General features: G+C 37.3%; 26 protein-coding genes and 1 riboswitch. Of the genes, 20 read left to right on the top strand and 6 right to left on the bottom strand.

What is annotated here, in order from left to right; genetic code table 11:
• Positions 1-40: 40 nt before the first annotated feature.
• The 4 genes from ABH961_RS25095 to gcvH all read left to right on the top strand — a co-directional run bounded on the left by ABH961_RS25095 (position 41) and on the right by gcvH (position 2,330).
• Entirely contained in the window at positions 41-304 is a 264-nt protein-coding gene (locus ABH961_RS25095; protein WP_080345555.1) for a DUF3937 family protein, read from the top strand.
• Positions 305-406: 102 nt separating this feature from the next.
• Positions 407-793 (top strand): hypothetical protein, encoded by a 387-nt coding sequence (locus ABH961_RS25090; protein WP_170955594.1) that lies wholly within the window; start codon positions 407-409, stop codon positions 791-793.
• 746 nt (positions 794-1,539) lie between these two features.
• Positions 1,540-1,905 carry an arsenate reductase family protein gene (locus tag ABH961_RS25085; RefSeq protein WP_000218969.1) on the top strand — a complete coding sequence of 122 codons (366 nt, stop codon included), beginning with the start codon at positions 1,540-1,542 and terminating at the stop codon, positions 1,903-1,905.
• Between the two features lie 41 nt (positions 1,906-1,946).
• Positions 1,947-2,330, top strand: a complete 384-nt coding sequence (gene gcvH / locus ABH961_RS25080) for a glycine cleavage system protein GcvH (protein ID WP_000026896.1) — start codon at positions 1,947-1,949, stop codon at positions 2,328-2,330.
• Between the two features lie 174 nt (positions 2,331-2,504).
• On the opposite strand, the gene ABH961_RS25075 is transcribed toward gcvH, so the two are convergent.
• Entirely contained in the window at positions 2,505-2,729 is a 225-nt protein-coding gene (locus ABH961_RS25075; protein WP_048542326.1) for a hypothetical protein, read from the bottom strand.
• A gap of 67 nt (positions 2,730-2,796) precedes the next feature.
• Here ABH961_RS25075 and ABH961_RS25070 point away from each other — a divergent pair, with 67 nt between their 5' ends.
• From ABH961_RS25070 to sufB, 12 genes are all read left to right on the top strand, one after another.
• The gene (locus ABH961_RS25070) at positions 2,797-3,141 is read left to right on the top strand and encodes a toprim domain-containing protein (RefSeq protein WP_000640866.1); all 345 of its coding nucleotides are present in this window, start codon (positions 2,797-2,799) and stop codon (positions 3,139-3,141) included.
• 3 nt (positions 3,142-3,144) lie between these two features.
• A complete protein-coding gene (locus ABH961_RS25065; protein ID WP_002008881.1) occupies positions 3,145-3,453 on the top strand; it encodes a thioredoxin family protein in 309 nt (102 codons plus the stop codon).
• Positions 3,454-3,607: 154 nt separating this feature from the next.
• The gene (locus ABH961_RS25060) at positions 3,608-3,952 is read left to right on the top strand and encodes a hypothetical protein (RefSeq protein WP_048542324.1); all 345 of its coding nucleotides are present in this window, start codon (positions 3,608-3,610) and stop codon (positions 3,950-3,952) included.
• Positions 3,953-4,077: 125 nt separating this feature from the next.
• A riboswitch (SAM riboswitch) is annotated at positions 4,078-4,185 on the top strand.
• 299 nt (positions 4,186-4,484) lie between these two features.
• Positions 4,485-5,510, top strand: a complete 1,026-nt coding sequence (locus ABH961_RS25055) for a methionine ABC transporter ATP-binding protein (RefSeq protein ID WP_000601756.1) — start codon at positions 4,485-4,487, stop codon at positions 5,508-5,510.
• On the top strand, positions 5,503-6,168 hold the full coding sequence (locus ABH961_RS25050; RefSeq protein ID WP_000359328.1) for a methionine ABC transporter permease: 666 nt from the start codon (positions 5,503-5,505) through the stop codon (positions 6,166-6,168). Before ABH961_RS25055 ends, ABH961_RS25050 begins: the two co-directional genes overlap by 8 nt.
• 23 nt (positions 6,169-6,191) lie before the next feature.
• Positions 6,192-7,004: a methionine ABC transporter substrate-binding lipoprotein MetQ gene (gene metQ, locus ABH961_RS25045; protein ID WP_048542322.1), complete on the top strand. Its 813-nt coding sequence runs from the start codon at positions 6,192-6,194 to the stop codon at positions 7,002-7,004.
• Positions 7,005-7,076: 72 nt separating this feature from the next.
• On the top strand, positions 7,077-7,883 hold the full coding sequence (gene metQ, locus ABH961_RS25040) for a methionine ABC transporter substrate-binding lipoprotein MetQ (RefSeq protein WP_048542320.1): 807 nt from the start codon (positions 7,077-7,079) through the stop codon (positions 7,881-7,883).
• Positions 7,884-8,121: 238 nt separating this feature from the next.
• Complete coding sequence (gene sufC, locus ABH961_RS25035) at positions 8,122-8,907, top strand: Fe-S cluster assembly ATPase SufC (RefSeq protein ID WP_000929163.1); 786 nt, start codon at positions 8,122-8,124, stop codon at positions 8,905-8,907.
• A gap of 15 nt (positions 8,908-8,922) precedes the next feature.
• Positions 8,923-10,215, top strand: coding sequence for a Fe-S cluster assembly protein SufD (gene sufD / locus ABH961_RS25030; protein ID WP_048542318.1), 1,293 nt, complete (start codon positions 8,923-8,925; stop codon positions 10,213-10,215).
• Positions 10,215-11,435, top strand: a complete 1,221-nt coding sequence (gene sufS / locus ABH961_RS25025) for a cysteine desulfurase SufS (RefSeq protein ID WP_001020765.1) — start codon at positions 10,215-10,217, stop codon at positions 11,433-11,435. Before sufD ends, sufS begins: the two co-directional genes overlap by 1 nt.
• Positions 11,425-11,856 carry a Fe-S cluster assembly sulfur transfer protein SufU gene (gene sufU, locus ABH961_RS25020; protein ID WP_000009525.1) on the top strand — a complete coding sequence of 144 codons (432 nt, stop codon included), beginning with the start codon at positions 11,425-11,427 and terminating at the stop codon, positions 11,854-11,856. Before sufS ends, sufU begins: the two co-directional genes overlap by 11 nt.
• A gap of 48 nt (positions 11,857-11,904) precedes the next feature.
• A complete protein-coding gene (gene sufB / locus ABH961_RS25015) occupies positions 11,905-13,302 on the top strand; it encodes a Fe-S cluster assembly protein SufB (RefSeq protein WP_001118829.1) in 1,398 nt (465 codons plus the stop codon).
• A gap of 292 nt (positions 13,303-13,594) precedes the next feature.
• Here sufB and ABH961_RS25010 read toward each other — a convergent pair whose 3' ends face one another.
• Positions 13,595-14,341 (bottom strand): VanZ family protein, encoded by a 747-nt coding sequence (locus ABH961_RS25010; RefSeq protein ID WP_098847363.1) that lies wholly within the window; start codon positions 14,339-14,341, stop codon positions 13,595-13,597.
• Positions 14,341-14,670 carry a PadR family transcriptional regulator gene (locus tag ABH961_RS25005; protein ID WP_048542314.1) on the bottom strand — a complete coding sequence of 110 codons (330 nt, stop codon included), beginning with the start codon at positions 14,668-14,670 and terminating at the stop codon, positions 14,341-14,343. The genes ABH961_RS25010 and ABH961_RS25005 overlap by 1 nt, the downstream gene beginning before the upstream one ends.
• A gap of 321 nt (positions 14,671-14,991) precedes the next feature.
• Between ABH961_RS25005 and ABH961_RS25000 the strand changes: the two genes are divergently transcribed.
• The 3 genes from ABH961_RS25000 to yunB all read left to right on the top strand — a co-directional run bounded on the left by ABH961_RS25000 (position 14,992) and on the right by yunB (position 17,561).
• Positions 14,992-16,407 (top strand): bifunctional metallophosphatase/5'-nucleotidase, encoded by a 1,416-nt coding sequence (locus tag ABH961_RS25000; RefSeq protein ID WP_404520240.1) that lies wholly within the window; start codon positions 14,992-14,994, stop codon positions 16,405-16,407.
• Positions 16,408-16,472: 65 nt separating this feature from the next.
• Positions 16,473-16,775, top strand: coding sequence for a YunC family protein (locus ABH961_RS24995; RefSeq protein WP_000248463.1), 303 nt, complete (start codon positions 16,473-16,475; stop codon positions 16,773-16,775).
• A 54-nt stretch (positions 16,776-16,829) separates the two neighbouring features.
• The gene (gene yunB, locus ABH961_RS24990) at positions 16,830-17,561 is read left to right on the top strand and encodes a sporulation protein YunB (protein ID WP_046954393.1); all 732 of its coding nucleotides are present in this window, start codon (positions 16,830-16,832) and stop codon (positions 17,559-17,561) included.
• Positions 17,562-17,597: 36 nt separating this feature from the next.
• On the opposite strand, the gene ABH961_RS24985 is transcribed toward yunB, so the two are convergent.
• Positions 17,598-18,581: a M23 family metallopeptidase gene (locus tag ABH961_RS24985; protein WP_048542310.1), complete on the bottom strand. Its 984-nt coding sequence runs from the start codon at positions 18,579-18,581 to the stop codon at positions 17,598-17,600.
• Between the two features lie 189 nt (positions 18,582-18,770).
• Between ABH961_RS24985 and lipA the strand changes: the two genes are divergently transcribed.
• The gene (gene lipA, locus ABH961_RS24980) at positions 18,771-19,667 is read left to right on the top strand and encodes a lipoyl synthase (protein WP_000166376.1); all 897 of its coding nucleotides are present in this window, start codon (positions 18,771-18,773) and stop codon (positions 19,665-19,667) included.
• Positions 19,668-19,684: 17 nt separating this feature from the next.
• Here lipA and ABH961_RS24975 read toward each other — a convergent pair whose 3' ends face one another.
• Entirely contained in the window at positions 19,685-20,167 is a 483-nt protein-coding gene (locus ABH961_RS24975; protein WP_098078309.1) for a YbaK/EbsC family protein, read from the bottom strand.
• Between the two features lie 74 nt (positions 20,168-20,241).
• Entirely contained in the window at positions 20,242-20,796 is a 555-nt protein-coding gene (locus ABH961_RS24970; protein ID WP_098078307.1) for a histidine phosphatase family protein, read from the bottom strand.
• Between the last annotated feature and the right edge of the window lie 114 nt (positions 20,797-20,910).

The following is a 20,910-nucleotide window of genomic DNA, read 5'->3' as shown; positions in this document are numbered from 1 at the left end:
GGGATTTTTGTATATAAAGAACTGAAAACAGAAATATCCAATGAATTTTGAGAGGTGTTACATGTTTAAAAACAAGAAATTAATTCGGTTTGGTCTAACATTACTTGTATGTTTATGGGGAATTGATTTTACAATTGGTTATTTTCAAGTATATCTTGAATCAGCAGCAGGTATTAAATGGGTAATATCAGAAACTTGGAGAACTGTTTTATTGGATGCTCCTGAAGGTATATTGGTTATTTTAGGCGCGATTGCTTTATATGATTTCACAAAAGAAACATCGCCAAAAGACGCATCAATTTAAATGCGTCTTTTTTATTTCATGCAATTAGCAATTTCGTGGATGGTAGTCTTGCTATTAATAATAGGACATTATGTCATACAATGAAGATAATATTAGAAAATTATGAGGATGATTACGTTGGGGAAATTTTTAATTAGTTATGCTGCAAGCCTGCTTACTTTTATTATCATATGGTTCTTGATACCGTATATTTCTGATCCTAGTTATTCTTACGAGAATGATTTACCTAACATATTAGGATTCATGGTAATTCTCATTATATTTGGTAGCATATTAGATCTTATAGCTTGCCTAATTGGAGAAATGTTATACAGGAACATAAAACAATGTAGGAAGTTTCGATTTGGAATTCCTGTATTTATTGGACTAGCTCTTATCTATATATTTATACTCTCTCTTTTTACTATTACTAGTGCATATTCTTCTAGTTTAGTTGCACCTATTATTATGGGTTCCTTAGCTTTTTATTTAGTGCGTAGAAAAATATAATTAACTTCACCTAACGATAATTATGTAAATGAGCTAGTGGCGGTTCCGCAAAGATTTTGAATAAACTACGAAAAAGTAGAAAAGTATACATTTCTACTTTAATAAAGGATACGTTTACCTTTAGATTCATGATAAAAAAAGAATTACCTCTGTCTCTAATCAAGGGTACTTCTTTTTATATTTCAGTCAGTAATTTGAATTTCATATTCTCAGGAGCAGTTACTTTGGCTTTATTGATGATAGGTTTAATAACTTTCTTGCGGGCTCACTACTACGGTCAAAATCGTTAGTTCCTTTTATCTGTAAGCTTTTGTCATTTAGATTGTTTCCAGGTTTTGTGACTATAGGCTGAAATGGTTAAATAAACGTTTGTTTAAGATGTATGTTCGGTAGGAAGAAATCGATGCAGCTCAAGGGTGAACAAAGGGAAATAGGAAATTAATCAAACGTTTGTTTAAGATGTATGTTCGGTAAGAAAGGATCAATGCAGTTCAAAGGTTAACAACGAAAAATAAGAAATTAATCAAACGCTTGTTTAATATATACGTTCGGTACAGAATGAGAGAAAAATCTAAAAAAATTATATATTTATTTTTTTCTTAACAAATGGCGGGAAAATAAGGAAAATTCGCAGGATTATTAAAATTTATCACGAAATAAGTAAAAGTTTAGCGAATAATCGTTTGAAATAATAAAACGTTTTCTATATGATAAAGGTAAAGGTTAGTAAAAAAGTAGGTGAATTTATGACAGTAACATTTTATTCATATCCAAAGTGTGGCACATGTCAAAAAGCAAAGAAATGGTTTGAGGCAAACGATGTAGCATATGAGATGATTCATATTGTTGAAAATCCACCGTCAAAAGAAGATTTACGTAATTTACATGAAAAAAGTGAATTACCATTAAAAAAATTCTTTAATACAAGTGGAATGCGTTACCGCGAACTTGGTCTGAAAGATAAGTTAAAGGATGCAAGTGAAGACGAAATGTACGAACTTTTAGCATCTGATGGCATGTTGATTAAACGTCCAATCGTAACAAATGGAACGAATGTAACACTTGGTTTTAACGAAGAGCAGTTTGAAAGTGTGTGGAAAAAGTACCAATAAGGTATTTTTACATAATTAATACATTCACTGGAGGTACAGTCATGAGCATTCCAAATAATTTACGTTACTCTGAAGAACACGAATGGGTAAAAACTGAAGGTAATGAAGTTGTTATCGGTATTACTCACTTTGCACAAGGTGAGCTAGGCGATATCGTATTCGTTGAACTTCCTGAAGTAGGTGCAACAATCGAAGCTGACGAGCCATTCGGAAGCGTAGAATCTGTTAAAACAGTTTCTGAGTTATACGCACCTGTAAGTGGTAAAGTTGTAGCAGTAAACGAAGAATTAAGTGACCAACCAGAACTTGTTAACGAATCTCCATACGAGGGTGCATGGATGGTTAAAGTTGAACTTTCTGATGCAAGCCAAGTTGAGAAGTTATTAACTGCAGAAAAATATGCAGAAATGACAAACCAAGACTAATTATAGTCGACTAAAGGACAGCCTTTGTGCTGTCCTTTTTTATTTTGTGTAAAATAATGAACGTAGAATCATATACTAATTATCGTGTAGGAGAGTGTTTTTGAAAAAACGATTTCGTTTAATTTTTTATTGTTCAGCTCCAGCGGCTAGATTGTTCGGTGGCTTCGCTTCTTCCTACAAGGCAAAAAGCGCCTTTACGTCAGAAGCTCCATCCCCCTCACAATCTGAACGAGCCGCTTGCGCTTTTCTTTGTGATCCAGCTCCAGCGGCTAGATTGCTCGGTGGCTTCGCTGCTTCCTGCAAGGCAAAAAGCGCCTTTACGTCAGAAGCTCCAATGCCCTCTTGTTCTAAGCAAGCCGCTTCTGCTTTTCTTTTGCAAAAATAAACAGGAAACAACATGAAAATAACGAATATACTATATACTAAGTTAAAGGTTGTATAGTATATGGTGATCGGGTGATGACATATGATTTATGTAGAAAAAGTCATTATTGTAGAAGGTAAATCAGATAGAAGAAAGATTGAATCTATTATTCGTGAACCGGTGGAAATTGTTTGTACAAATGGTACAATTGGTTTATCGAAAATGGATGAGCTCATTGATCAGTTTTTTGATAAGGAAGTGTATGTACTAGTGGATGCTGATGATGCTGGAGAAAAGTTAAGGAAGCAATTTCGAAAAGAATTTCCGCAAGCAGAGCATATTTACATTGATCGCTCGTACCGAGAAGTGGCAACTGCGCCATCTTCACACTTAGCAAATGTATTATGGGGAGCTGACATTGACGTTTATACAGAATATTTACGGTAAGGAATGATAGAAGTGATTGATTGGACAGGAGCCGAAGCTACAGCCCTAATAGAGAACGAAGAAAAAACAGTGTTATATGTATATACTCCAATGTGTGGAACATGCCAATTAGCAAAAAAGATGTTAACAGTTGTTGAGATGACAATTGAAGACTTGAAAATTGGAATGTTAGATTTAAATTATGCTCCGCATTTAGCGAAAGAGTATGGAATCGAAAGTGTACCGTGTTTACTTGTTTTTGAAAATGGGACACTCATGAAGAAGATATATGCATTTCATTCGGTTGAATATTTATATACGGAATTAAAGTAGGCGGCAAAGTTTTTGCCGCCTCGACATATTTCTCGGGAAATATGTCGAGATGCAGGGTGGTTACAGTATTTGTCGAGCGAAAGTAACAGGATTGCTCTTTAGTGAGAGGGAATGGTATGTGTAATAGAAAGTGATATGAAGGATGTGATTTAGGGTGAAATTATATTCTTTGCTGCAATCATTTGTAAATTACGCTAATGGTCAATATCATTTAGAGCCGCTTTTAAGACAAGGAGAAAAAACTGTTAATTTCCGCTTTGGAGATGAAAGTTGTTCGTTACAAATTTCAAGAGATTATATAGAGCTGCTACATGAGGAAAGAGGAACGGAGCAAATCGTTTGTGTAGATGAGGAAGATGTAAAACAATTGGTGAACGGAAATGTACGATTGCAAACACTAATGAACGATGGACGTGTACAATATTCGGGAACGTATCGAACGATGCTATTAGTTGAATCGATGTTCCATATATGTAAACCGATGTCAGTAGGTGCTTAAAATTCTGAAGTTTCATTTTTTATGAAAATTTCTGTTGACATGGTGTGTGGATATTGATACAATTCAATTCATAAAATATAGACAATTTCATAAATTACAAATCAGACGAAAATGTAATCTGATTTCTCTTATCAAGAGAGGTGGAGGGACTGTGCCCTGTGAAGCCCGGCAACCGTCAACTTATGTTGAAATGGTGCCAATTCCTGCAAAGCAAATGCTTTGAGAGATGAGAGAGAGGGATAATGTTGTTATATACGCATATAAACCTTTCTGCTTCTCTAAAGCGGAAAGGTTTTTTTATTGTTTGAATGTGGAGGACATTCAAATAATAAAAGTAGTGATAACGGTGGACTACACGCATTAAACATAAAAAATTGCGGAGTCGACCAAAAATCTAGCTTCAGCGGCTAGAACAGTCGGTCGTTTCATCCCTTCCTATGAGGCAAAAAGCGCCTCTACGTCAGGGATTCGGGCGTCCTCTTGTTCTAAACGAGCCGCTTACGCTTTTTAAACAAAAAAAGGGGTGAACATCATGATCTTGTTAGAAAATGTAAAGAAAATATATAAAGCAAAAAGCGGTGATGTCACTGCTGTAGATAATGCCAATTTAAAAATAGACAAAGGTGAAATATTTGGTGTTATCGGATATAGTGGCGCTGGGAAAAGTTCTTTAATCAGATTATTCAATCAGTTAGAGAAACCAACTTCTGGCCAAATTACAATTGCAAATCGTGTGATTTCAGCAATTACAGGGAGTGAACTTCGTAAGGCAAGGCAAGAAATTGGAATGATTTTTCAGCACTTCAATTTACTTTGGTCACGAACTGTACGCGAAAATATCGAGTTCCCACTTGAAATTGCAGGTGTCGATAAGGCGAAGAGAAGAAAACGCGTCGACGAGTTAATTCATCTTGTTGGATTAGAAGGAAGAGGGGACGCGTATCCATCTCAGTTAAGCGGAGGACAAAAGCAACGTGTTGGGATTGCAAGAGCGTTAGCTAACAACCCGCAAGTGCTTTTATGTGATGAAGCAACGTCAGCTCTTGATCCAGAAACGACAGATCAAATTTTAGATTTATTATTAGATATTAATAAGCGTCTCGGTTTAACAATTGTACTCATTACACACGAGATGCACGTGATTCGAAAGATTTGTAATCGAGTGGCGGTAATGGAGAAAGGGAAGATTGTAGAAACGGGTCCAGTACTTGATGTATTCCGCAATCCGCAGAAAGACATTACAAAGCGATTTGTACAGCAGTTAACGGATTCTGAAGATACAAATGAAACGATTGAAAGTTTAATTGAAAAGTATCCAGATGGTAAAGTAGTTCGTTTGCAGTTTATCGGTGAAGCTGTAGAAAGACCAGTACTTCAAAGATTAATGCAACGCAGTGATATAGAAGTTAGCATTTTGCAAGGAAACATCGCCCAAACAAATAACGGCTCTTACGGTAGTTTAGTTGTTCATTTAAATGGTGAGGAAACAGCGATTCAGCAAGCAATAGAGGGAATACATCAAGATCAAGTAGAGCTGGAGGTGATTGCACATGGATAAGTTAATCGCAAATGTTGATTGGAATCAAATGTTAGAAGCAACTGGTGAAACGTTATATATGACGGCAATCGCAGCTCTTGCCACATTTGTATTAGGACTAATTTTAGGATTGTTACTCTTTATGACAGCGAAAGATAATTTATGGGAAAACAAAGCGGTTAACACGGGGATTGGAGCGTTCGTAAACATTTTCCGCTCGATACCGTTCATCATTTTAATCATTTTATTAATCCCATTCACAAAGATTCTGCTTGGAACAATTCTTGGAGCGAGTGCAGCACTTCCAGCTTTAATTATTGGAGCGGCACCATTTTACGCGAGAATGGTTGAAATTGCGCTTCGTGAAATTGATAAAGGTGTAATTGAAGCTTCGAAAGCAATGGGAGCAAAAACAAGCACAATTATTTTGAAAGTGTTAATTCCAGAATCGTTACCAGCATTAGTATCTGGTATTACTGTTACGACAATTGCTTTAGTAGGCTATACAGCGATGGCGGGAGTTGTTGGTGCTGGTGGCCTTGGAACACTTGCTTATTTAGAAGGATTCCAGCGAGGAAATAACGATGTAACAATCGTTGCGACAATTTGTGTATTACTAGTTGTATTTTTCATTCAGTGGATTGGTGATAGTTTAACGACTCGAATAGATAAACGATAATAAAAAACGGGAGGATGTTTCAAATGAAAAAATTATTACTTACAGCACTTATTTCAACTTCAATTTTTGGGTTAGCTGCTTGTGGCGGGAAAGATAAAGATGAAACAAAACTAGTTGTGGGGGCTTCTAACGTACCGCACGCTGAAATTTTAGAAAAGGCTAAACCTTTATTAGAGAAAAAAGGAATTGAATTAGAAATTAAAAAATTCCAAGACTACGTATTACCAAATAAATCGTTAGCGGATAAGGATTTAGATGCAAACTACTTCCAGCACATTCCATATTTAGAAAAAGAAATTAAAGATAAAAAATATGATTTTGAAATAGCAGGGAAAATTCATTTAGAGCCAATTGGTGTATACTCTCAAAAATATAAGAGCTTAAAAGAACTTCCGGACGGGGCGACAATTATTATGAGTAATTCCGTTACTGACCATGGACGTGGTTTAGCAATTTTACAAAAAGAAGGCATTTTAAAAATTAAAGACGGAGTAGATCCAGTTAGTGCAACTCCAAAAGATATTGCAGATAATCCGAAAAACTTAAAGTTTAAAACGGATATTGAGCCTGGTTTATTACCACAAGTGTATAACAATAAAGAAGGCGACGCTGTTTTAATTAACTCGAACTATGCAATTGATGCGAAATTAAATCCAGAAAAAGATGCAATTGCAATTGAAGGCGATGATTCTCCGTACGCAAACGTATTAGTGGTTCGCAAAGGTGATAAAGATAAAAAAGCGATTAAAGAGCTTGTAGAAGTATTGCATTCTAAAGAAATTGAAGACTTTATTAATAAAGAATATAAAGGAGCGGTTGTTCCTGTAAAAGAATAATTGCTGAAAAGGGCTGGTGTATGCCGGCCCTTTTTTATAACTACATAACTATAGGGGAGAAGGGGACATCATATGAAAAAGATTCTACTGTCAGTTGTTACAGCACTGTCTGTATTTACATTAGCTGCTTGCGGAGGGAAAGAAGAGAATAAGCTTGTTGTGGGAGCTTCTAACGTGCCGCACGCTGTTATTTTAGAAAAGGCACAGCCGATACTAGAGAAAAAGGGCATTAAATTAGAGATTAAAAAGTTCCAGGATTATGTTTTGCCGAATAAAGCGTTAGCGGATAAGGAAATTGATGCGAACTACTTCCAACACATTCCTTACTTAGATAAAGAAATTCAAGAAAAGGGATATAAAATTGTAAACGCAGGAAAAATCCATTTAGAGCCAATGGGCATTTATTCTAAGAAATATAAAAGTTTAAAAGAATTGCCAGATGGCGGAACAGTTATTATGAGTAATAACGTAGCGGAGCGTGGCCGTATGCTCGCATTGTTACAAAAAGGCGGCGTTATTAAATTAAAAGACGGTGTAGATGTTGTTAAAGCGACAGTAAAAGATGTTGTAGAAAATCCGAAAAACTTAAAGTTTAAAACAGATGTAGAGCCTGGATTGTCACCAAAGCTGTATGAAAATAATGAAGGTGATGCTTTATTCATTAATTCAAACTATGCAATTGATGCGAAATTAAATCCAGCAAAGGATGCAATTGCGATTGAAGGATCAGACTCTCCGTATGCAAATATTATTGCAGTTCGTAAAGGTGACGAGAAGAAAAAAGAAATTAAAGAATTAGTAGAAGTATTGCATTCAAAAGAAATTCAAGACTTTATTAATAAAGAATATAAAGGTGCTGTACTTCCGGTAAGTGAATAAACACAAGGAAAGGACTGGGAAATTTACAGTCCTTTTTTCTTTATATAAATAAGAAGAAAGGTGTATTATATAAGGATGCAAGGGAAATACTTATATACATTTGTGAAAAAATTGTTACTTTTTTTCGTCGTTTGCGATATCATTTTATTTGATATAAGATTAGAATGAGAATAAAATGAGAATATGAACGTTTTAGGAATTTTTAAAATGTATATATAGGATTAATGGAGGTATTGAGATGGCTGGTTCTACATTAACGGTTAAAGACTTACACGTATCAATTGATGGCAAAGAAATTTTAAAAGGTGTAAACCTTGAAGTAAAAGGTGGAGAAATCCACGCAATTATGGGACCTAACGGAACAGGTAAATCAACTTTATCTTCTGCGATTATGGGTCACCCAAAGTATGAAGTAACAGAAGGTAGCATCATCATCGACGGTGAAGATGTATTAGAAATGGAAGTAGACGAGCGCGCACAAGCAGGTCTATTTCTAGCAATGCAATATCCAAGTGAAATTAGCGGAGTAACAAACGCTGACTTCTTACGTTCTGCAATTAATGCACGTCGTGAAGAGGGCGATGAAATTTCTCTTATGAAATTTATCCGTACATTAGATAAAAACATGGAATTCCTAGAAATGGATCCAGAAATGGCACAACGTTACTTAAACGAAGGTTTCTCTGGTGGAGAGAAAAAGCGTAACGAAATCCTTCAATTAATGATGATTGAGCCAAAAATCGCAATCTTAGATGAAATCGACTCAGGTCTTGATATCGATGCATTAAAAGTTGTATCTAAAGGTATTAACCAAATGCGCGGCGAAGAGTTCGGTTGCCTAATGATTACGCATTACCAACGTTTATTAAACTACATCACTCCAGACTTCGTTCACGTTATGATGAACGGTCGTATCGTTAAATCTGGTGGTCCTGAGCTTGCACAACGTCTAGAAGCTGAAGGTTATGACTGGATTAAAAAAGAATTAGGTATTGAAGACGAAACAACAGAGCAAGAAGCGTAAGAGAGGAGCATAAACATGACAATCGGTACATTACCTTTCGATCAAGAAACAATCCGTCAACGCGCAAGCGAAGTAAACGAAGCTGCTTGGTTGACTGAGTTCCGCTTACAAGCTCTTGCACAAGCAACTGAACTTCCAATGCCAACGCCTGATAAAACGAAAATTGAAAAATGGGACTTTATCGGAAAAGGCGACGCTGCTAAGCAAGAGCCTGTAAGTTCTTTAACAGAGCTTCCAGAAGCAGTGAAAAACTTAATCGATGAAAATAACAGCGTATTAGTACAACGTACTGGTACAACTGCATTCGTTTCTTTAGCAGACGAAGCAAAAGAAAAAGGTGTTATTTTTACAGACATCGTAACAGCTGCAACAGAGCATGCTGAACTATTACAAAAGTATTTAATGAAAGACGGCGTGAAGGTAGACGAGCATCGTTTAACTGCACTTCATGCTGCATTAATCAACGGCGGTGCATTTGTATATGTTCCGAAAAACGTTGTTCTTGAAACTCCACTTCAAGCTGTATTCTTAGTAGACGGCGAAGAAGCTAACGTATATAACCACGTATTATTCGTAGCTGATGCGAACAGTACTGCAACTTATGTAGAAAACTACGTTGCAAATGAAAATGCTAAAGGTATTGCAAATATCGTAGCAGAAGTAATCGTGGAACAAGGCGCACAAGTTAAATTTGGTGCGGTTGATCTATTAGCAAAAGACGTAACAACTTACGTTAACCGCCGCGGAATTGTTGGACGCGACGGCCGCATTGATTGGGCTTTAGGCCTTATGAATGACGGAAACACAATTTCAGAGAACGTTACGAATTTAATGGGCGACGGATCATATGCTGATACGAAAACAGTAACAATTGGTCGTGGTAACCAAACACAAAACTTTACAACTAAAGTTGTTCACTTCGGTAAACACTCTGAAGGTTGGATTTTAAAACACGGTGTACAAAAAGATAGTGCAACATCTATCTTTAACGGAATTGGTAAGATTGAACACGGTGCATCTAAATCAAATGCACAACAATCTTCTCGCGTTCTTATGTTAGATGAAAAAGCTCGCGGTGATGCAAACCCAATTCTTTTAATCGACGAAGATGATGTAATGGCAGGTCACGCAGCTTCAGTAGGCCGCGTAGATCCGTACCAATTATACTACTTGATGAGCCGTGGTATTCCAAAACGCGAAGCAGAACGTTTAGTCATCCATGGATTCTTAGCACCTGTAGTAAATGAGCTTCCAATTGAAGGAGTAAAATCACAGCTTGTTGAGGTAATTGAAAGGAAAGTTCGCTAATGAATATTCATGAAATACGCAAACAGTTTCCAATTCTTGATCAAAAAGTGAACGGCAAACAACTTGTATATTTCGATAGTGCAGCAACTTCTCAAAAACCAATTCAAGTCATTGAAACGTTAGAACGTTACTATAAAGAATATAATTCTAACGTGCATCGCGGTGTTCATACGCTCGGTACGAAAGCTACCGACGCGTATGAAGGTGCACGCGAGAAAGTTCGCAAGTTTATTAACGCGAAATCAATGGAAGAGATTATTTTCACGCGCGGAACGACAACTGCATTAAATACAGTAGCGGCTAGCTATGGTCTTGAAAATGTAAAAGAAGGCGATGAAATCGTTATTTCTTACATGGAACACCATAGTAACATCATTCCGTGGCAACAAGTTGCGAAGAAAACTGGTGCAACTTTAAAATACCTTCCGCTTCAACCAGACGGTACAATTTCTTTAGAAGATGTTCGTCAAACAGTTACACCGAATACAAAAATCGTTTCTATTATGCAAGTATCAAACGTACTTGGAACGATTAACCCTGTAAAAGAAATCGGAGCAATTGCACATGAAAACGGTGCAATCATGATCGTTGATGGAGCACAAAGTGCACCTCATATGAAAGTGGATGTACAAGATTTAAACTGTGATTTCTACGCATTATCTGCTCATAAGATGTGCGGACCTACAGGTATCGGCGTATTATATGGTAAAAAAGAATTGCTGAACAATATGGAGCCAATTGAATTTGGCGGTGAAATGATTGATTTCGTAGATTTACAAGAATCTACTTGGAAAGAGCTTCCGTGGAAGTTTGAAGCAGGTACACCGATTATCGGTAATGCAATCGGACTTGGTGCGGCAATTGATTTCCTAGAAGAAATCGGTCTTCATAATATTGAAAAGCATGAACATGAATTAGCGCAATATGCTTTAGAAAGACTATCAGAAGTAGATGGCGTTACAATTTATGGTCCAAAGCATCGCGCTGGTCTTGTTACATTTAATATTGAAGACGTACATCCTCATGATGTAGCAACTGTATTAGATGTAGAAGGCATTGCGGTTCGCGCAGGACACCACTGTGCACAACCGCTTATGAAGTGGCTGAAAGCTTCTTCTACAGCACGTGCGAGCTTCTATTTATATAATACAAAAGAAGAAATTGATACATTTGTTGAATCACTAATCAAGACAAAGGAGTATTTCACAAATGTCATTTAATAATTTAGATACGTTATACCGTCAAGTTATTATGGATCATTATAAGAATCCTCGTAACAATGGCGTGTTAGAAGATAGTGTTACTGTTAACTTGAACAATCCAACTTGCGGCGATCGTATTCAACTTACGATGAAAGTAGAAGAAGGTATTGTACAAGAGGCGAAGTTTGAAGGAGAAGGGTGTTCTATCTCAATGTCTTCAGCTTCGATGATGACACAAGCAGTAAAAGGTAAGAAAATTGAAGAGGCACTTCAGCTTTCTAAAATTTTCTCTGACATGATGCTAGGAAAAGAGTACGATGACAGCATTGATTTAGGAGATATTGAAGCATTACAAGGCGTATGCAAGTTCCCTGCACGTATTAAATGTGCAACATTAGCGTGGAAAGCGTTAGAAAAGGGCTTAAACGAAGATAAGTAATGTTAAAGGTTCCTAAAAACGAGGTTATCTAAGGAGGGACACACCAACATGGCGAAGCAACTGCCAGATATCGGCGATTATAAATATGGTTTCAAAGACAAAGACGTTTCGATTTTCCGTGCTGGACGCGGTTTAACAAAAGAAATCGTTGAAGAGATTTCACGTATGAAAGAAGAACCACAGTGGATGTTAGACTTCCGTTTAAAATCACTGGATAAGTTCTATGAAATGCCAATGCCACAATGGGGCGGCGACTTAAACGACTTAGATTTCGATGAAATTACGTACTACGTAAAACCATCTGAGAAATCTGAGAAGTCTTGGGATGAAGTACCTGAGGAAATTAAAGCGACATTTGATAAATTAGGTATTCCTGAAGCTGAGCAAAAATATTTAGCTGGTGTATCTGCACAGTACGAATCTGAAGTTGTATATCACAACATGAAAGAAGACCTAGAAGCTCTAGGAATCGTCTTCAAAGATACAGATAGCGCATTAAAAGAGAACGAAGATATTTTCCGTGAGCATTTCGGAAAAGTAATCCCACCAACAGACAACAAATTCTCTGCATTAAACTCTGCAGTTTGGTCTGGTGGATCATTCATCTACGTTCCAAAAGGTATTAAAGTGGATACACCACTTCAAGCGTACTTCCGTATTAACTCTGAAAATATGGGACAATTCGAGCGTACGCTTATCATCGTAGACGAAGGCGCACACGTACACTACGTAGAAGGTTGTACAGCACCTGTTTATACGACTAACTCACTTCACAGTGCGGTAGTAGAAATCATCATTAAGAAAGATGCATATTGCCGTTATACAACAATCCAAAACTGGGCGAACAACGTATACAACCTAGTTACAAAACGTGCGGTTTGTGAAGAAAACGCAACGATGGAATGGATTGACGGTAATATCGGATCTAAATTAACGATGAAATACCCAGCAGTTATCTTAAAAGGCGAAGGCGCTCGTGGTTTAACATTATCTATCGCGATTGCTGGTAAAGGCCAACATCAAGATGCTGGTGCGAAAATGATTCACTTAGCACCAAACACGTCTTCAACAATCGTTTCTAAATCGATTGCGAAGCATGGTGGTAAAGTAACTTACCGTGGTATCGTACAATTCGGACCAAAAGCGAAAAACTCTCGCTCTAACATCGAGTGTGACACGTTAATCATGGATAACCAATCTACATCTGATACAATTCCTTACAACGAAATCAAAAACGATTACGTTTCACTTGAACACGAAGCGAAAGTATCGAAAGTATCAGAAGAACAATTATTCTACCTAATGAGCCGCGGTATTTCTGAGCAAGAAGCTACAGAAATGATCGTAATGGGCTTCATCGAGCCATTCACTCGCGAACTTCCAATGGAATACGCAGTTGAAATGAACCGCCTAATCAAGTTTGAGATGGAAGGTTCTATCGGTTAATATTTAAAGTGGAAGCGGCTCGTTCAGAATGTGAGGGGGATGGAGCTTCTGACGTAGAGGCGCTTTTTGCCTCATAGGAAGAAGTGAAGCCACCGAACATTCTAGCCGCTGGAACTGGATAATATATGTATGAAGAAAGCGCCCTGCTATGCAGGGCGCTTTTTTATGTTGTGCTTGATTGGGTTCAGTTTAGGTCAGTTCAGGGCAGGCTGGGCTATCCAGTCGGTGTTTAATTAAATATATCGACTTATCAACAAATTACGACAGGAAGAACAGGCTGTATACCCCGAACCTATATCGTATCCACCTTATCCACAGATTTAATACGCTCCCAAATATGTTTCATCCCAATGAAAGAACCATACCCAATTAAAGCACCTAACATATTCAATATGATGTCATCAATATCGAAAACACCAGTAAAAGTAAGGAGTTGTAATGATTCAATTAATAAAATAAACTTAATGAAAATTTTTGATGCCATTTTTACATTGTTTATTTGTTTAAATAATAACGGCAGAAGGAATCCAAATGGGATAAATATGATGACGTTCCCTAATGTATTCATAAGTATGATTTCTATATTATAAGGATCTAGTAAATGAGTAGGATCGAATCCACTTAAATAGCGGATTGTACTTTTGAGCGGAATTAAGTTTATTAACCCACCGTGTATAGAATGCCAGTCACCTGTTTCAAAGAAGTACTTCAGATTACCAAAGTAAAAAGCTGGCCTCCCGAGCAACAGTTTAAATAATAAAACAAATGAATACGGTAAAAATAATCCCCAACCAATCCACTGTACATATTTTTGCGTAGAAGATTGCATCGCTTTTTCAATTTCAGTTCCTAAAGTAGAGGCTTCTCCGAAGTTTTGAATGGCTAATGTAATAGCTTCTTCTTCAGATTTTCCTTGATCGAGAAATTCTTGTTTTAAACTTGTAAGATGATCATAAATTTCGAAGTATAGTTCGTCTCTATCAGATTGCGCTAGGTTTGTTTTTTGAACAATACTCGTTATGTATTCTTCAATCGTCATTAATTTAAAGCTCCTTTCTGACAAGTTTTAATAAGAGCTGTAACTGAATCCCACGCTGTTAGTTTTTCTTCTAAAATTTTCTTTCCGCTCGTAGTAATGCGATAAAACTTTCGTTTCATACCAGTTTCAGATTCACCCCAGTAGGAATTAATTAAATCCTTTTGTTCCATACGTTTGAGTGCTGGATAGAGTGTACCTTGGCTCATCGTGTATAGATCGTTGCTGTTTTCTTTTAGCTTTTGAATAATTTCATATCCGTACGTATCGTGTTGTTTAATGATGGAGAGAAGTAAAATATCAATACTTCCTTTTAATATCTCTTTATCCATTTTATGGTTCACCACCTTATGAGGAAATTGTAACACGACATATGTCGTATTACAAGGTATATATGTAGAATAATCCTCCATATAGGAGTTGGTAAAACACTCTTCGCCAAGCCGCCCAACAAACTTACTGACAAATGTCGCCCCTCTGACTAATCCACAGATTTGAAAAAATAAAATTTCTCATATTAAAAGGGCAACCTTTGGCTTTTTCTTATAATGCGAGTACAATGTAAAATAGCAAGAAAAGACGAAAAGTATTTACAGGATTATTGCGTACGTGTAGCGTAAATGGCAGTAAGGAACTGAGAGGAGGTTTTTTCTCTGAATATAAATAAAGAAACAATCATCCACCTTTATCATACAAACGATATACATAGTCATTTTGAAAATTGGCCGCAAATTTCTCGGTTTGTACAAGGGGAGAAAAAGCGAAGACAGGAAGCGGGAGAGACCGTTTTGACGGTTGATATCGGCGATCATGTGGATCGTTTTCATAGTATTTCGGAAGCGACGAATGGACTTGGCAATACGAAGCTTTTGAATGAGGCGTTATATGATTATGTAACGATTGGAAATAATGAAGGAATTACGTTAGCGAAGGAGCATTTGAATCGTCTATATGATGATGCTGGATTTGAGGTGCTCGTTGCGAATTTATTTGAAAAAGAAGGTGTACGTCCGGAGTGGGCAAAGCCTTATAAATTACATACAACAACAGATGGAATTACGATTGCCTTTATCGGATTAACAGTAGCGTACCCAGAGTTTTATCATATGCTCGATTGGCATATTGAAGATCCGCTTATCCATTTAGAGTCTATTTTAGAAGAAGTGCGAGATGAGGCTCATATTACCGTTGTCCTTTCTCATCTTGGAAAAAGCATGGATGAGTATATGGCAGAGCATTATGATATAGATGTTATTTTAGGTGCACATACGCACCATTTATTTGAGCGTGGCATTCTTATGAATAATACTTTACTTTGTTGTTGTGAAAAGTGGGGACGTTACGTTGGGCACGTTCAGCTTACTGTGGATAAAGAGACGAAGAAGCTGTTGAAAAAGGACGGTAGAGCGATTAAGACAGAACGTTTAGGTGCTTATAGCAAACCGTTATCCACAATTGAATTGCTACAGGAAGAAAGTAAACATATTATGGCAGAGCCTGTCGTTCATTTAAAGGAATCATTACCGGTCAATTGGTTTCATGAGACGGTATTTTCGCACATGTTAGCAAGTGCGCTGAAAACGTGGTGCGATGCAGAAATTGGAATGGTGAACGCTGGTGTGCTATTAGAGGGATTAAATGAAGGTGTTGTGACGCGCGGAGATATTCACAGAATTTGTCCACATCCAATTAATCCATGTTTATTAAAAGTGCCAGGAAAAACGTTACGAGAAGTTATTTTGAAAGCGCGTCGCCCGAATATGGAGAACCTTGAGGTAAAAGGATTCGGATTTCGCGGAAAAGTGATGGGAAAAATGATTTATGCTGGTGTAGAAGTCGTTCCAGATACGATTCCTGGGAATAAAATTTTACTGGAAGATGTATTGATTAACGGGGAATCGCTGGAATTAGATCGTATATATACGGTAGGAACGATTGATATGTTTACATTCGGATACTTATACCCAGAGCTATCCACACTTTCTGACAAACAATATTATATGCCAGAGTTACTCAGAGATGTGTTAACAGACGTGTTGATAACTCATACATCTTCTGTCAAACTATAGGCTAGTTAACTTGTAACACTCATTTTTCTCTTGTCATACAGATAAGAAAGAGAGGAGTGTGAACTATGGTTAATGTGGAGCCAATTATAATCGATAATTATACGTTTATTGCGGTTAGCGTCAAACTTCCAAAGACAAATTTGCTAGCTGTAATGAGCGATAAAGGATATATTATGTGCGGTGCATTAGATGTAGGTCTTTTAAATGAGAAGTTAGGTGATCGAGGTATTATTGCTGGCCGTGCGGTTGGTGTAAGAACGATTGAACAACTTCTTGAAGCACCGCTAGAATCAGTAACGATTGAAGCCGAAGCATTAGGTATTACGGCAGGCACAATCGGAAAAGAAGCATTATTAAAAATGAGATAAGCATATATCGTCCCTCCTTCTTGCATAGAAATGATATAAGAAGGAGGGTTTTTTATGAGTATATTTCGTTCGAAAAATTCGCGGTTTCGAAGGGGACCAATTTCCTTTCGGCACATACTGCTTATGTCGTTTATTCTTTTTGTCATATTACTCGTGCAAGGATTATGGATTGTGAATAAAAGCATTCAGCCGACATTACTTAAATATGGGGAAGTAGAGACACATAAAATGGCGACAGCGGTTATGACGAAGGCGGTAAAAGATAGAATTAATGAAGGGTTTGATGTCGATTCATTAATGAAAGTACAAAATGATAAAAACGGAAAAGTATCCACAATTAATTTAAATACGAAGCAAGTAAATGAAATCGTAACGTCAACGACCACATACATAGAAAAATATTTACAGCAAGTAGAACAAGGTGATTTGAAGGGGCTAGGTATTTCTGAAAAAAATGGAGCAACGATGGCAGTTCCTTTTGGTCGTGTAACGGATAATGCGCTTCTTGGAAATATAGGTCCCGATATTCCAATTGATTTCACGACGATTGGTCATGTGAATACGGATATTAAACAAAAAATTGAACCGCACGGGATCAATACGACAGCGATTCAAATTATTATGGAGATGGAAGTTACGTTGCAAGTAATTATTCCATTTCATACGAAAGAAATAAAGGTAAAACAAGACGTTCCGATTGCAACGCGCATTGTTCAAGGGGAAGTACCTACTTATTATGGAAGCGGGAGTGTTGTTGTACCTGATAAAAAGAAAACGGATAGTTAGCCGAATTAAAAAAATAACCGTAGCATATTGCTACGGTTATCGCTTTGTATTCGTGCGTTCTTTTCGCTCCCAAAGACTTAAATGCATGTATGGATCGAAAGCCCATTCTGTATAACCATTGTCTTTATACATGCCGAAATGTAGGTGGGGCGGGAATTTTCCAGCTGTGCCGGGAGGGCCGTAACCGGTGCTACCGACAAATCCGATTACTTTTCCAGGCTCGACAATTTGTCCAAGCTGTATTTCTTTTGAGAATCCACCTAAATGAGCGTAATAATGGTAATTATTATGAAGGTCACGAATGCCGATGCGCCATCCGCCAAGACGATTCCAACCTTTTGTTTCAATAATGCCATAGCAAGTGGATCTTACTGGTACGCCATAGCCAGCAAAAATATCGGTTCCTTCATGAACTCTTCTTCCCCCGAAACTTCTTCCAGCACCGAAAGTACTACGGTAGCTATGGTCACTACGAATCGGAAGAGGAAAAGCATTTCCTTCTAAATTAATACGCCCATAATGTTTATAAATTCCGGCGTATTCGGTAATTAAATCAACTGTTTTCGCACGTCTATAATATTCCCAAAGCATAATGTGAATACGGTCTTCGGACGTTCCTTGTTTCTTTAAAATCGTTGCTGCTGTATGCAGAAGATCACGATCGTTATTTGCGTTTGCAAATCCATCTTTGTCACCATCTAAACCCAATCCGCCAAATAAAGAAATTGTATGAGGGAGAGTGTCGTTACCATTAACGGGTCCAGCCCATATTTCTGGTTTGAAATAAAGGGAAATGATGGCATCTGGTTTTTTCGGAATGTCTTTTCTTACGCTCCGTATATTTCTTTCGTATTGATCCATTGCAGCTAAGTAATACCACGGAATGCCTGAAGATTGCTCTGTTTCTTTATATAGTGCCATGCGCTTTTCGTATATGCTTTGCTGATTATCTTCACCGTAAGCGATGTTTTGGTGGAGAAGAAAGCAAATCGAAAGCAAAAGAGAAATTTTTCGAAGCATGAAATAGACTCCTTTCACAACATCACTCTTTTTAGTGTGGGATATACGGAGTATTTCATTATAGGGAACGATTGGAAAAAATCTTAGAATCTTCATTTGAGCAAATCGCTTTCATACGTTAGAATAGATATGTTACATTGAAAGAAGCGAACACGGTAAACTATTTCATATTGTGCGGAGTTGATAACCATGACAAAACAAACAGAATATAAGCGCAAGCCCGAATGGTTGAAAATTAAGTTAAACACGAATGAAAACTATACAGGCTTGAAGAAAATGATGCGTTCTAAGAATCTTCATACAGTTTGTGAAGAAGCAAAATGTCCGAATATTCATGAATGCTGGGCTGTAAGGAAAACAGCAACATTTATGATTTTAGGTGCGGTTTGTACACGTGCTTGTCGTTTTTGTGCGGTTAAAACAGGCTTACCAACTGAGCTTGATTTACAAGAGCCAGAACGCGTAGCAGATTCTGTAGTACAAATGGGCTTAAAGCACGTTGTTATAACAGCGGTTGCACGTGATGATTTAAAAGACGGGGGAGCAGCTGTTTTTGCTGAAACAGTACGCGCTGTTCGTCGCAAAAATCCATTTACGTCAATCGAAGTATTACCATCTGACATGGGTGGAGTAGAAGAAAACTTAAAAATGTTAATGGATGCAAAACCAGATATTTTAAACCATAACATTGAAACAGTACGTCGATTATCTAACCGAGTTCGCGCTAGAGCAAAATATGACCGTTCATTAGAGTTTTTACGTCGAGCGAAAGAAATGCAGCCTGATATTCCAACTAAATCGAGCATTATGGTGGGCTTAGGTGAAACGAGAGAAGATTTAATTGAAGCAATGGATGACTTACGTGCAAACAATGTGGATATTTTAACTCTTGGACAATACCTACAACCATCTAAGAAGCATTTACCAGTTCTTAAATATTACCCACCAGCAGAATTTGCAGAGCTTAAAGAAATTGCACTTAGCAAAGGCTTTAGCCACTGTGAAGCTGGCCCACTTGTGCGTTCTTCTTACCATGCGGACGAGCAAGTACGTTCTGCAAAAGAAAAAGTAGCAGAAGCAAAATAATGAAAAAAGAGAGCTAATCATTGGCTCTCTTTTTGTTTATATTCTAAAACAGTATTTGGGCATGTTAATAAGATTTTCTTTAATTCCTCTGTGGATAATTCAATTGTAAATTCAGGTACACCAGGTGTAATTAAAATTTTATCGTAAGCATAAATAGCGCTATCCACAATAATCGTTACATGTTGTGAATAACCGAAAGGAGCTACACATCCTGGAGTACAGCCTGTTTCTTCTCTTAGCTCATCAGGAGAACAGAGAGATAAGCTTTCTCCTGTTATTTCTTTCATCTCTCCTCGGTTGAGCCTTGTGCCCTCTAACGTGAAAAATACGTAATAATCTCCAGACTTTGATTTTAAAAATAAGCTTTTACTTGGAGTGCCGTGTAAGCCAAGCCTTTCACGTACGATACGATCTGTTTCATAATCGAGTACTGGTTCGTGTTCAAACTTTTCGTAAGAAGCATTTGTTTTATGTAGTAAAGCAAGTACATCTTCGTACATATGGAGTGATACCCCTTTCTATTGTTAGTACAGTTTCTTCTCGTGGCGTCAACTGAATGTGTTGGAAAGAGATATTACTTGGACGGTGCTCCCCATAATCGTTTTAGGATGCATTGTGTATCGAGTGTAATTTCGTAAATATCAGGATTCGTTAAAGCTCTCCATTCATTAAAGCCAATCGTATGATCAAAGTGCTTTAAAATGAGCGTAAGTAAGTTGCCGTGTGTAACGAGTAGTGTTGTAGTATGGTTTAACTTTAAAACGTCTTGGATAAGTGATATAGCTCGATCCGTCGCTTGTTTTGTTGACTCTCCGCCTGAAAAGGCAATATCTATATTTGTAAAAGTAGATTCTAGTTTTTGCAACCAATCATCCATTGGAACGTCGCTTAATATGCGTTCAGCTAATCGTTCATCTTCTTGGATAGACAAGTTAGCTTGAAGCGCATAGGGCCGAATAGAATCGATAGCTCGCACAAATGGGCTTGAAATAATATGATCTATTTGTGGTTGGTTTTCTAAGATGAATGTAGCAAGAGTGTTTGCTTGATTTTTTCCTGCAATCGTTAATTCGGCATCACGTTCTTGTCCAGTTGCTGAACAATGTCGTATTACAATCAATTTCTTCATAATTCATCCCCATCTTTCAAGTTGACGCTATATACTTCGACAAATGTGGAAAAAATTCCTTTTTATTGGAAACGGCATATTGATCTAAATATGTGGAAAAGTAATGTGGATAAA

It is taken from the genome of Bacillus sp. RC251, assembly GCF_044908765.1.
Classification (GTDB): Bacteria; Bacillota; Bacilli; order Bacillales; family Bacillaceae_G; genus Bacillus_A; species Bacillus_A wiedmannii.
The sequence above is the reverse complement of the archived record's forward strand: the minus strand, read 5'-3'. Positions and strand labels throughout refer to the sequence as shown.